The organism is Hydrogenophaga sp. UC242_50 (genome assembly GCF_042697355.1).
Taxonomy (GTDB): domain Bacteria; phylum Pseudomonadota; class Gammaproteobacteria; order Burkholderiales; family Burkholderiaceae_C; genus Hydrogenophaga.
Genome location: NZ_CP170553.1, coordinates 1,480,691 through 1,492,960 on the forward strand (window position 1 = coordinate 1,480,691; position 12,270 = coordinate 1,492,960).

The 12,270-nt window shown below is 69.7% G+C and carries 9 protein-coding genes and 3 pseudogenes; 9 read left to right on the forward strand and 3 right to left on the reverse strand.

The window, feature by feature from the left end; genetic code table 11:
• Window positions 1–72 precede the first annotated feature (72 nt).
• From ACFJGX_RS07605 to ACFJGX_RS07625, 5 genes and pseudogenes are all read left to right on the forward strand, one after another.
• A pseudogene (locus tag ACFJGX_RS07605) lies at window positions 73–2,029 on the forward strand (MFS transporter).
• Between the two features lie 126 nt (window positions 2,030–2,155).
• A complete protein-coding gene (locus ACFJGX_RS07610) occupies window positions 2,156–2,647 on the forward strand; it encodes a YiaA/YiaB family inner membrane protein (RefSeq protein ID WP_382322121.1) in 492 nt (163 codons plus the stop codon).
• 41 nt (window positions 2,648–2,688) lie between these two features.
• Window positions 2,689–3,144 carry a hypothetical protein gene (locus ACFJGX_RS07615; protein ID WP_382328141.1) on the forward strand — a complete coding sequence of 152 codons (456 nt, stop codon included), beginning with the start codon at window positions 2,689–2,691 and terminating at the stop codon, window positions 3,142–3,144.
• Window positions 3,141–3,941 (forward strand): DUF2145 domain-containing protein, encoded by an 801-nt coding sequence (locus tag ACFJGX_RS07620; RefSeq protein WP_382322120.1) that lies wholly within the window; start codon window positions 3,141–3,143, stop codon window positions 3,939–3,941. The genes ACFJGX_RS07615 and ACFJGX_RS07620 overlap by 4 nt, the downstream gene beginning before the upstream one ends.
• A 28-nt stretch (window positions 3,942–3,969) precedes the next feature.
• Window positions 3,970–5,016, forward strand: a complete 1,047-nt coding sequence (locus tag ACFJGX_RS07625) for a serine endopeptidase (RefSeq protein ID WP_382328143.1) — start codon at window positions 3,970–3,972, stop codon at window positions 5,014–5,016.
• Here the strand turns inward: ACFJGX_RS07625 and tgt are convergent.
• From tgt to queA, 3 genes are read right to left on the reverse strand one after another with little or no spacing between them, the layout of a single operon-like run.
• The gene (tgt, locus tag ACFJGX_RS07630) at window positions 5,013–6,185 is read right to left on the reverse strand and encodes a tRNA guanosine(34) transglycosylase Tgt (protein WP_382322119.1); all 1,173 of its coding nucleotides are present in this window, start codon (window positions 6,183–6,185) and stop codon (window positions 5,013–5,015) included. The two genes, ACFJGX_RS07625 and tgt, sit on opposite strands and share 4 nt — an antisense overlap.
• 25 nt (window positions 6,186–6,210) lie before the next feature.
• Window positions 6,211–7,428, reverse strand: a complete 1,218-nt coding sequence (locus ACFJGX_RS07635) for a PQQ-dependent sugar dehydrogenase (protein WP_382322118.1) — start codon at window positions 7,426–7,428, stop codon at window positions 6,211–6,213.
• A gap of 10 nt (window positions 7,429–7,438) precedes the next feature.
• Entirely contained in the window at window positions 7,439–8,545 is a 1,107-nt protein-coding gene (gene queA / locus ACFJGX_RS07640; protein WP_382328145.1) for a tRNA preQ1(34) S-adenosylmethionine ribosyltransferase-isomerase QueA, read from the reverse strand.
• Window positions 8,546–8,615: 70 nt separating this feature from the next.
• Here queA and ACFJGX_RS07645 point away from each other — a divergent pair.
• The 4 genes and pseudogenes from ACFJGX_RS07645 to ACFJGX_RS07660 all read left to right on the forward strand — a co-directional run.
• Window positions 8,616–9,026 (forward strand): annotated as a pseudogene (locus ACFJGX_RS07645) (OB-fold nucleic acid binding domain-containing protein); the annotation flags it as partial.
• On the forward strand, window positions 9,004–10,713 hold the full coding sequence (gene recG, locus ACFJGX_RS07650; RefSeq protein WP_382328147.1) for an ATP-dependent DNA helicase RecG: 1,710 nt from the start codon (window positions 9,004–9,006) through the stop codon (window positions 10,711–10,713). The pseudogene ACFJGX_RS07645 and the gene recG, both read left to right, overlap by 23 nt.
• A 55-nt stretch (window positions 10,714–10,768) precedes the next feature.
• Window positions 10,769–11,729, forward strand: a pseudogene (locus tag ACFJGX_RS07655) (LysR substrate-binding domain-containing protein).
• Between the two features lie 19 nt (window positions 11,730–11,748).
• Window positions 11,749–12,270, forward strand: a complete 522-nt coding sequence (locus ACFJGX_RS07660) for a Dps family protein (protein WP_382328634.1) — start codon at window positions 11,749–11,751, stop codon at window positions 12,268–12,270.

Genomic DNA, 12,270 nt, shown 5'->3' on the forward strand with positions numbered 1-12,270 from the left:
GATGGGGTGGGGAGCATGACACTGCGCCGTGCGGCAGAATCCGCCGCACAAGCCCAACAGGAGGAGATGCACATGAGCCCATCCACCGCCACGTCCGCCGTGGCCCATCCGTCTCACGCCCCGGCCCACGAAGGCGGCCAGTTCGCGCTGCTGGGCCAGCGCCGCTTTGCGCCGTTTTTCTGGACGCAGTTCCTCGGCGCGGCGAACGACAACCTGTTCAAGTTCGCCTTCACCGTGCTGGTGACCTACCAGCTGCAGGTGGCCTGGCTGCCCCCCACCCTGGCCGGGCTGGTGATCGGCGCCCTGTTCATCCTGCCTTTCCTGCTGTTCTCGGCCACCAGCGGCCAGCTCGCCGACAAGTACGACAAGAAGACGCTGATCGTCTTCGTGAAGCGGCTGGAGGTGCTCATCATGGCCCTGGCCGCGTGGGCCTTCTTCAGCACGAACATCGTGCTGCTGCTGGCCTGCACCTTCCTCATGGGTCTGCATTCCACGCTGTTCGGCCCGGTGAAGTTCGCCTACCTGCCGCACCACCTGGGCGAGCGCGAGCTCACCGGCGGCAACGGCATGGTGGAGATGGGCACCTTCGCTGCGCATCCTGCTGGGCAACCTGGCCGGCGGCCTGATCATCGCCGTGCCCGAGATCGGCGCGCACCATGTGGGCTTCAGCTGCGTGGCGCTGGCCGTGCTCGGCCGGGTGACGGCGCATTACGTGCCCGCCACGCCCGCCACCGACCCGGGCCTGAAGATCAACTGGAACCCCTTCACCGAGACCTGGCGCAACCTGAAACTCGCGCACGGCAACACGGTGGTGTTCCGCTCGGTGCTGGGCATCAGCTGGATGTGGTTCTTCGGCGCGGTCTTCCTGAGCCAGTTCCCCAGCTTCGCCAAGGAGGTGCTGCACGGCAACGAGCAGGTGGCCTCGCTGCTGCTCATCGTGTTCTCGGTCGGCATCGGCACCGGCTCGCTGCTGTGCGAGGTGCTCTCGCGCCGGCACGTGGAAATCGGCCTCGTGCCGCTGGGCGCCATCGGCATGAGCGTGTTCGCCATCGACCTGTACTTCGCCTCGCGCGGCCTGCCGCCGGTGGCCAGCCAGGGCGTGGCCGAGTTCATGGCGGTGTCGGGCCACTGGCGCGTGCTGGCCGACCTGACCCTGCTCAGCCTGTTCGCCGGCTTGTACAGCGTGCCCATGTACGCGCTGATCCAGATGCGCAGCCAGCCCACGCACCGCGCGCGCATCATCGCGGCCAACAACATCCTCAACGCGCTCTTCATGATCGCCAGCGCGCTCATCGCGGGCGCCCTGCTCGGCGCGGGTTTCACGATCCCGCAGATGTTCCTGCTGGTGGGCCTGGCCAATGCGGTGGTGGCGTTCTACATCTTCATGCTGGTGCCCGAGTACCTGCTGCGTTTCGTGGCCTGGGTGGCCTCGCGCTGCGTGTACCGCTTCAAGGTCACGGGCGACGCGCACATCCCCACCGACGGCGCGGCCGTGATCGTCTGCAACCACGTGAGCTTTGTCGACGCGGTGCTGCTCATGGCCGCGAGCCCGCGCCCGATCCGCTTCCTGATGGACCACCGCATCTTCCGCGTGCCGGTGCTGGGCGCGCTGTTCCGGCTGGCCAAGGCGATTCCGATCGCGCCGCAGAAGGAAGACGCGGCGGCCTACGAGGCCGCGTTCGACGCCGCCGCCGCCGTGCTGCGCGAGGGCGAGCTGCTGGCCATCTTCCCCGAAGGCGGCATCACGGCCGACGGTCAGCTGCAGCCGTTCAAGGGTGGCGTGATGAAGATCCTCGAACGCGCCGAGGCCGATGGCCTGCAGGTGCCGGTGATCCCGATGGCGCTGACCAACCTCTGGGGTTCCTTCTTCAGTAGGGTCGAGGTGCGCCACGGCGAGAAGACCGCCATGGTCCGTCCGTTCCGGCGCGGCCTGTTCAACCGCGTCGGGCTGAACGTGGGCGAACCGATGCCGTCTTCGGCCGTGACGCCCGAGGCCTTGCAGGCGCGCGTCGCCCAGCTGCTGCACTGATGGCTGATCGGGTATCGCAAATCGATACCCGATCAGCCATTTTTCGATACAGGTCGAGTTTCCCGGGTCTTTCGAGGCGCGCCAGCGGCACCATCGCGGCTCCTCAACAACCCCAAGGGTTTTCACATGGCCTCGAACCGTTCTTCCCTCATCGTGATGCGCGACACCCGTGCCTGGCAACTGCAGGTGTGGGTCTCGTTCGGTGTCGCCGTCTTCCTGTGCGCCACCGGCCTGGCCTGGCTGCCGGGGCAGTCGCTGGACCGCGCGTTCATGGTGATGGGCTACGTGTTCTGTCTCTCGACCGTGTTCGTGTTGTCCAAGGCGGTGCGCGATGGCCAGAAGGCCGCGCTCAGTGGCGAGGCCGAAACGCCGATGTGGCGCATCGTGGTCTGGGGCGGTTTTGCCGTCGCCATGGGCCTGACCGGCTGGGGCCTGATGCGCATGGAGATCAACGACACCTACCGCGCCTACCTGGGCGTGAGCTGGCTCTACCTCGTCACCTCGGCGTTCACGCTGGCCAAGACCCTGCGCGACCGCCACGAGGCCGACCTGAGCGAGGCCCAGATTCGCGGCCGTCAGCAGGCGATGCAGGAACGCGCCGCCGGCACCGCCGAATGAACCGACCCACCCCTTCTTTTCTTTTTCAGCCGGAGTCTTCCATGAACACGTTCAAACTGAAATCGATGTCGCTGCTCGCCAGCGTCTGCCTGGCCTTGTCCCTGGCCAGCGCCCCGGCCCGGGCGCAGAGCGAGGCCTCGGCCGCGTTGTCCCTGTTGCCCGTGGCGTCCGTCGTCGTCACCGCCTCGGCGGGCGCGGCGGCCGTCAGCGTGCTGCCGGTGGCCTTCTCCACCGCCGGTGCGGTGCTGGTGGTGAAAACGGTGGAGAGCACCGCGCGCGGCACGGTCTATGTGCTGGAACGCGCTTCCGACGGCGCCCGCGCCAGCGTGGAGGTCGCCGGGCGCGCGGCCTCGGGTGTGGTGGTCGGCGTGGGCACCGTCGTGGCGGTCAGCGTGATCGGCACCGGCGTGCTGCTCTCGGCGGCGGGCGAGGTGCTGGCCTTCATCCCCAACGAGCTGGGCCGCGCCCTGCTGCACAACGAACGGGTGACGCAATGAAGGCCGCGCTGCGTTTCGCTTGCGGATGCGCTGCCGCGTTGATGTTCACGGCGGTGGCCCACGCCGGCCGATCCTGCGAACAGAAGCCGCTCACCGCGCACACCATCGAGCAGGGCATGGCGCTGGCGCAGAGGACCGCGCAGGCGCTGGACGCCGAGCACGCCCGCAGCGGCGCGCGCGTGGTGGTGCTGGGCCGCGCCGGGCAGGACCTGAGCAAGTACCAGCTGCGCTACTCGCACCTGGGCTGGGCCTACAAGACGGCGCAAGGGCCCTGGCGCGTGCTGCACAAGCTCAACCAGTGCGGCACCGCCACCGGCGACCTGTACCGCCAGGGCCTGGGCGAGTTTTTCCTGGACGACCTGTGGCGCCAGGAAGCCGCGTGGGTGGTGCCGGCCCCGGCCCTGCAGGCGCCGCTGTTCGAGCTGTTGAACGACCCCCGGCGCTCGGTGGCCCTGCACGCGCGGCCCTACAACCTGGTGAGCTACGCCTGGGGCCAGCGTTACCAGCAGTCCAACCAGTGGGCGATCGAAACCCTCGCGATGGCGGCCGAAAGCGGTGTCGGCACGCGCGAACAGGCCCAGGCCTGGCTGCGTTTCAAGGGCTACCAGCCGACCACGCTCAAGCTGGGCGCGTTCACGCGGCTCGGCGCGCGCGCCGGCACGGCCAACGTGGCCTTCGACGACCACCCGAACGAGAAGCGGTTTGCCGACCGCATCGAGACCGTGACGGTGGATTCGGTGTTCGAATGGCTCTCTCGCAGCGGCATGGCGTCCGCGCCGCAGGCGCTGGCGTTGTAAAACGGTGCAACTTTCTGGAGGACTGAACATGGGCAAGGCATTGCGTTGGTCGGAGAAGTGGTTCCACCGAGGCCTCTGGCTGGTGGCCTTCGTGTTCGCGTGGTTCCTGGTGGGGCTGGGCAGCACCATCGTGGGCGACCTGCCGCAGGTCGAGCAGCAGCGCACGCTCGACGACTTTCTGGACCCGCAGCGTGCGCCGCAGGTTCGGCAGGTCATCGAGACCGCGCAACGCAGGGCGCGCGAGGCCCAGGACGCGCTCGATCAGGCGCAGCTTCAGCACCAGGCCGCGCAGGCCAACCACCGCGCGGCACGCGACACCTTCGGCAACTGGTTGAATACCCGCCAGGCCACGCAGCGGCCCGAGCAGGACCCGGAACTGATCGAGCGCACGCGGCAGCTCGACGGTTACCGCCAGGCCGAGCGCGAGGCGCTTGCGGCGGTGGAGTCACAACGTCAGGCAGCGCTTGACGCGCGGCAGGTGCAGCAGCGCGCCCAGGATGAACTGCAGCAGATGCAGGAAGACGCGCGCCAGTCCTACGAATCGGCCCAGCGCGCGCAGGAGCTGCGCGTGTTCCTCTACCGGCTGGCGCTCACGCTGCCCCTGCTGGTGGTGGCGGGCTGGCTGTTCGCGAAGCAGCGCAAGAGCACCTACTGGCCCTTCGTCTGGGGCTTCATCTTCTTCGCGCTGTTCGCGTTTTTCGTCGAGCTCGTGCCTTACCTGCCGAGCTACGGCGGTTATGTGCGCTACATCGTGGGCATCGTGCTCACGGTGATTGGGGGGCGCTACGCGATCCAGGCGCTGCAGCGTTACCTCGAGCGCCAGCAGCAGACCGAGGCGCTGCCCGATCGGCAGCGCCGCCAGGAGCTGGACTACGACCTCGCGCAGACCCGCCTGGCCAAGGGCGTGTGCCCGGGCTGCGAGCGCGCGGTGGACCTGAAGGACCCGAAGAACGACTTCTGCCCGCACTGTGGCATGGGCCTGCACAACCACTGCACGGCCTGCCAGGCGCGCAAGAGCGCGTTCGCGCGGTACTGCTACTCGTGTGGTGAACCGGCGGCGAAGGTCGAGAGCTAGACCCCGCGCGCGCGATCGGTCTTGAACTTCGCCTGGAAGGCGCTGAAGGTGCCGGCGTCCAGCGCCTCGCGCACCTCGCGCATGAGGTTCAGGTAGTAGTGCAGGTTGTGGATGGTGGTCAGCATGGGGCCGAGCATTTCGCCGCAGCGGTCCAGGTGGTGCAGGTAGGCGCGGCTGAAGCCGTCGCGCCCGCCGTCGGCCCAGCTCACGCCGCTTTTCCCGGCGCAGGCGTGGCAGGTGCAGGTGGCGTCCAGCGGCTGGTGGTCGGTCTTGTGGCGCGCGTTGCGGATCTTCAGGTCGCCAAAGCGCGTGAACAGCGTGCCGTTGCGCGCGTTGCGCGTGGGCATGACGCAGTCGAACATGTCCACGCCGTCGGCCACGCCCTGCACCAGGTCTTCGGGCGTGCCCACGCCCATGAGGTAACGCGGCTTGTGCGCTGGCAGTCGGTGCGGCGTGTGCGCCATGATCTGCAGCATCTGTTCCTTGGGCTCGCCCACGCTCACGCCGCCGATGGCGTAACCAGGGAAGTCCATCTCGACCAGTGCGTCCAGCGACTCCTGGCGCAGGTGCTCGAACATGCCGCCCTGCACGATGCCGAACAGCGCGTTGGGGTTCTCCAGCCGCGCGAATTCGTCCTGCGAGCGCTTGGCCCAGCGCAGGCTCATCTCCATGCTCTTGCGCGCCTCGGCCTCGGTGGTGAGGTGGCCGTTGGTCTCGTAGGGCGTGCACTCGTCGAGCTGCATCACGATGTCGCTGTTCAGCCCGGTCTGGATCTGCATGCTGACCTCGGGCGACATGAACAGCTTGTCGCCGTTGACCGGCGAGGCGAAGGTCACGCCTTCTTCGGTGATCTTGCGCATCGCGCCGAGCGACCAGACCTGGAAGCCGCCCGAGTCGGTGAGGATGGGTTTGTGCCATTGCTCGAAGGCGTGCAGGCCGCCGAAGCTTTGCATCACCTCGCGGCCCGGGCGCATCCAGAGGTGGAAGGTGTTGCCCAGGATGATCTGCGCGCCCATGTCGTGCAGGCTTTGTGGCATCACGCCCTTGACGGTGCCGTAGGTGCCCACGGGCATGAAGATGGGGGTCTGCACCACGCCGTGGTTGAGCGTGAGGCGGCCGCGGCGCGCGTGGCTGTTCGGGTCGGTGGTGAGCAGGTCGAACTGGAGCATGGTGGGTCTCTTGGGGGACGGGTGTTCAGGGTGGGCTGGGCGCGATCACGATCACGCTGCGGTTGCGGTCTTCGACGATCCACAGGCGGCCCTCGGCGTCGAGGGTGATGCCGGCGGGGGTGCCCAGCGGGCGCACGCCCACCTGGGCGTGCCAGCCGCTCACCAGGTCTTCGCGCGCACCGCCGGGGCGGCCGTGTTCGTCGAGCCGCCAGGCCACGACGCGGTGGCCGCCCGTGCGGTAGCCATGCCAGACGGCGAGCAGGCGACCGGCGAACGGACCGGTGGTGAGGGTCTGGGGCGCGCTGAGCAGTTGCAGCGGGGCCACGTGCGCCGGCCAGGCCGCGTGGGCCGCCGTGTGCGTGGCGCAGCGTGCCCGGCCTTCGTAGCCGCGCGCCGGCACGGCCTTGCCGCGCGCATCGCTCACGCAGTAGGGCCAGCCGTAGGACGCGCCTTCTTTCAGTTCGTTGAGTTCCTCGGCGGGCAGTGCCGCGTCGGTGTAGTCCACCGAGTTCTCGGCCTGCCACAGGCGCACCGTGCCGTCGCGCGCGCTCGTGCTGGCCAGGCCGAGCGAGTTGCGCAGGCCGGTGGCCAGGGGCTGGAAGCTCTGCAGCGCGAAGTCCGCGCCGCCGAAGCGGGCCACGTAGACCGCGGCGCGCGGCTGCGGGCCGGTGAGTTCGGGGCAGGGTTGAGGCTGCTGCTGGTCGTCGCCCCGGCAGGCGTCGGTGACCGAGCCCAGGTTGACCAGCAGGCGGCCATCGGGCGTGAAGGCCAGTTCCTTGAGCGGGTGCGCGCCGCCGGTGGGCAGGCCGGTGATCACGTCCTGCCGCTGCAGCGCCTCGCCCACCGGCGTGCGCCACACGGTGCCGGCTTCGCCGATGTAGACGCGGCCGTCCGGCCCCAGGGCCAGGCCGTGCGGGCGGTCCAGGCCGCTGGCGAGCACGCGCACGCGCCCGGCCTCGCCGCGCGCGAGGTCGGTGCGCAGCTCCAGCAGGCGGCCTCGGCGCGGCTCCCAGTTGCCCATGTCGATGATCCAGAACCGGTGCGGCGCCACGGCCAGCAGGCGGCGCGGCATGCGCAGGCCATCGCGCGCATCGGCCACCAGGCCCGCGCACCAGCCATCGGGCACCTTCAACGCGATGCCCGGGTGGCCGTCGCAGCGGCCCTTGGCCGCGTACAGGGGCTGGGCGGCCGGCGCGGCGGGGGGCAGCAGCAGGGCGAGCAGGGCCAGGAGGAGGGGGCGCATGGTGGGTGCCTCAGGCGCGGCGCAGCAGCATGGCGTCGCCATAGCTGAAGAAGCGGTAGCGCCCGGCGATGGCGTGGTCGTACAGCGCGCGGATGCGGTCGTAGCCGGCGAAGGCGCTCACCAGCATCATCAGCGTGGACTGCGGCAGGTGGAAGTTGGTCACCATCAGGTCCACCACGCGGAAGCCGAAGCCCGGGGTGATGAAGATGTTGGTGTCGCCCTGGGTCTCGCCCGAGCGCGCCCAGCTCTCCAGCGTGCGCACGGTGGTGGTGCCGACCGCCACCACGCGGCCGCCGCGCGCGCGGCAGTCGGCGATGGCTTGCAGCGTCTCTGGGGGAATGGCGTAGCGCTCGTGGTGCATCACGTGGTCTTCGATGCGCCCGGCCTTCATGGGCGCGAAGGTGCCCGCGCCCACGTGCAGGGTGACGCTGGCGCGGCGCACACCGCGCGCGTCGAGCGCGGCCAGCACGGCCTCGTCGAAGTGCAGGGCGGCGGTGGGCGCGGCCACCGCGCCCGGCACGCGCGCGAACACCGTCTGGTAGCGGCGCTCGTCGTCGGCCTCGTCGGCGTGGGTGATGTAAGGCGGCAGGGGCACGTGGCCGTGGCGCGCCATCAGGTCGTAGGGCGTGTCACCGGCCAGGCCGTGCAGGCGGAAACGGAACAGCTGGCCCTGCTCGTCGGGCCAGCGACCGAGAAAGACCGCGTCGAACCCGCCGCCCTTCAGGCCGCCGGCCATGTGCAGGCGGCCGCCGGGCTGGGGCTTCTTGCTCACGCGCAGGTGGGCCACCACCTCGTGCGCCGTGCCGTCGCTGGCCTCGTGGGGCAGCAGCACGCGCTCGATCAGCATTTCCAGCTGGCCGCCGCTGGCCTTCTGGCCAAAGAGGCGCGCCTTGACGACCTGGGTGTCGTTGAACACCAGCAGGTCGCCGTCGTTCAACAGGGCGGGCAGCTCGCGGAACACGCGGTCCACCGGCGCGGAGCCGGTGCCGTCGAGCAGGCGCGAGGCGCTGCGCTCGGGGGCGGGGTGCTGGGCGATCAGCTCGGGGGGGAGGTGGAAGTCGAAGTCGGCGACGGTGAAGGGGCGCGCGACGGTGTCGGGGAAAGAAGAAGCGGTCATGCTGCTTGAGGGCCGAACAAGGCCCGTGCCAAGTGAAAAGGAGGGGTTGGGAACCGGGCAGAATTGTCCCATGCCCGACGCCACCCCTGCCCGCAAGCCCCTGTCTGCCCCTCAGAAGGCCTTGCACAAGCTCGGGTTGGTGCGCGACATCGACCTGGCCCTGCACCTGCCCCTGCGCTACGAGGACGAGACCCGCATCGTGAGCCTGCGCGGCGCGCGCGACGGCCAGCTGGCGCAGATCGAGGGCACGGTGACGAACAGCGAGATCAGTTTTCGCCCGCGCCGCCAGCTGCTGGTGACGCTGGACGACGGCACCGACACCTGCACGCTGCGCTTCTTCACCTTCTACCCGGCGCACCAGAAGACGCTGGCGGTGGGTGAGCGGGTGCGCGTGCGCGGCGAACTGCGCGGCGGCTTCCTGGGCTGGACCATGGTGCACCCGGCGTTCCACGCGGCCGGTGGCGAGCTGCCCGACGCGCTCACCCCCGTCTACCCCACCAGCGCGCAGCTGCCGCAGGCCTACCTGCGCAAGGCCGTGGCGCAGCGGCCTCAAGCGCGCCGACCTGAGCGAGACCTTGCCGCCCGCGCTGCTGGGCGGTCTGCAGGCCGTGGTGCGCGGCACCTGGACGCTGCGCGACGCGCTGCAGTACCTGCACCACCCGGGGCCGGACGTGTCGCTCGACGCGCTGGAAGACCGCAGCCACCCGGCCTGGCAGCGCCTCAAGGCCGAGGAATTGCTGGCGCAGCAGCTCTCGCAGTTCACGGCCAAGCAGGAGCGCGCCGCCTTGCGCGCGCCGGCCCTGCGTGCCGCGCCGGGCGGGCTGCACGAGCAGCTGCTGGGCGCGCTGCCGTTCGCGCTCACCGCCGCGCAGCGCCTCGTGGGCGAGGAGATCGCGCGCGACCTGCTGCGCCAGGTGCCCATGCACCGCCTGCTGCAGGGCGACGTGGGTTCGGGCAAGACGGTGGTGGCCGCGCTGGCCGCCGCCATCGCCATCGACGCGGGCTGGCAGTGCGCGCTGATGGCGCCGACCGAGATCCTGGCCGAGCAGCACTTCGCCAAGCTCATCGGCTGGCTGGAGCCCTTGCTCGCGCCGCAGGGCAAGCGCGTGGCCTGGCTCACCGGCAGCCAGAAGAAAAAGCAGCGCGGCGAGATGCTGGCCCTGATCGCCAGCGGCGAGGCCGCGCTGGTGGTGGGCACGCACGCCGTCATCCAGGACCAGGTGGTGTTCAAGCACCTCGCGCTGGCCATCATCGACGAGCAGCACCGCTTCGGCGTGGCGCAGCGACTGGCGCTGCGCAGCAAGGTGGGCGTGGCGGAAGACGGCACCGAGCAGGAGCCGCACCTGCTGATGATGACGGCCACACCGATTCCGCGCACGCTCGCGATGAGCTATTACGCCGACCTCGACGTGTCGACCATCGACGAACTGCCGCCCGGGCGCACGCCCATCGTCACCAAGGTGGTGGCCGACAGTCGCCGCGCCGAGGTGATCGAGCGCATCCGCGGCCAGCTCGGGCAGGGCCGGCAGGTCTACTGGGTCTGTCCGCTGATCGAGGAGAGCGAGGCGATCGACCTCTCGAACGCCACAGCCACGCACGCCGAGCTGTCGCAGGCCCTGCCCGGCGTGCTGGTCGGCCTGTTGCATTCGCGCATGCCGGTGGCCGAGAAGAAGGCCGTGATGTCGCTGTTCACCGGTGGGCAGATGGGCGTGCTGGTTTCCACCACCGTGATCGAAGTCGGGGTGGACGTGCCCAACGCCTCGCTGATGGTGATCGAACACGCCGAGCGCTTCGGCCTGTCGCAACTGCACCAGCTGCGTGGGCGCGTGGGGCGCGGCGCGGCGGCCTCGGCCTGTGTGCTGATGTACACGCCGCCCGATGGCGGGCGCCTGGGCGAGACCGCGCGCGAGCGCCTGAAGGCCATGGCCGACACCAGCGACGGCTTCGAGATCGCGCGCCGCGACCTGGAGATCCGGGGCCCGGGCGAGTTCCTCGGCGCGCGCCAGTCGGGTGCGCCGCTGTTGCGCTTTGCCGATCTGGCGACCGACACCCACCTGCTCGACTGGGCGCGCGAGGCCGCGCCGGTGATGCTCACCCAGTACCCGGCGGCGGCGGAAAAACACATCGCGCGCTGGCTCGGCGGCAAGGCCGAGTACCTGAAAGCCTGAGTGAATGGCTGAGGCGCCCTGCACGCCGCGGGCCACGGGCGCAAAATAGCACCCCATGACGCTCACCGAACTCAAGTACATCGTGGCCGTGGCGAGGGAGAAGCACTTTGGCAAGGCCGCCGAGGCCTGCTATGTGTCGCAGCCCACGCTGTCGGTGGCGCATCAAGAAGCTGGAAGAGGAACTCGAGCTCAAGATCTTCGAGCGCAACGCCACCGAGATCGCGGTGACGCCGCTGGGCGAGGAGATCGTGCGCCAGGCGCAGACCGTGCTGGAGCAGGCCGCCGCCATCAAGGAGATCGCCAAGCGCGGCAAGGACCCGCTGGCCGGGCCGCTGCGGCTGGGCGTGATCTACACCATCGGCCCCTACCTGCTGCCCGACCTGGTGCGCCACGTCATCGACCGCACGCCGCAGATGCCGCTGATGCTGCAGGAGAACTTCACCGTCAAGCTGCTGGAACAGCTGCGCCTGGGCGAGATCGACTGCGCCATCCTGGCCGAGCCCTTTCCCGACACCAACCTCGCCATCGCGCCGCTGTACGACGAGCCCTTCCTGGCCGCCGTGCCGCACACCCATCCGCTGGCGAAGCAGGAGCACATCACCAACGAAGAGCTCAAGCGCGAGACCATGCTGCTGCTGGGCACGGGCCACTGCTTCCGCGACCACGTGCTGGAGGTCTGCCCCGAGTTCGCGCGCTTCTCGAACGACGCCGAAGGCATCCGCAAGAGCTTCGAAGGTTCCTCGCTGGAGACGATCAAACACATGGTCGCCGCCGGCATGGGCGTGACGCTGGTGCCGCGCCTGTCGGTGCCGTCCTCGGCGCTGGACGGCGCGAGCGCGCCGGGCCAGGACTTCGGCGATTCGTCCTACGTGCGTTACCTGCCGTTCCAGGGCGAGGCGCCCACGCGGCGCGTGGTGCTGGCCTGGCGGCGCAGCTTCACGCGCTACGAGGCCATCGCCGAACTGCGCAACGCCATCTACGCCTGCGAGCTGCCGGGCGTCAAACGCCTGTCCTAGTTTTTCCTTTCCATTCACCATCCCAAGGAGCACACCATCGCCAAAACCCCGAGGCACCGTCACCGCCCCCGCGATCAACATCGGCATCGGCGAGAAGGACCGCGCCGCCATCGCCAAGGGCCTGTCGCAGCTGCTGGCCGACACCTACACGCTGTACCTGACCACGCACAACTTCCACTGGAACGTGACCGGTCCGATGTTCACGTCGTTGCACACCATGTTCATGACGCAGTACACCGAGCTGTGGAACGCGGTCGATCCGGTGGCCGAGCGCATCCGCTCGCTGGGTCACGCGGCGCCGGGCAGCTACGCGCAGTTCGGCAAGCTCAGTTCGGTGCCCGATGTGCCGGCCACGCCGCCCAAGGCGCTGGAGATGGTGCGCATCCTGGTGCAGGGCCACGAGGCGGTGGCGCGCACCGCGCGCCAGCTGTTCCCCGTGGTGGAAAAGGCGGGCGACGAGCCCACCGCCGACCTGCTGACGCAGCGCCTGACGGTGCACGAGCAGACCGCCTGGATGCTGCGTTCGCTGCTCGAGGAGTGA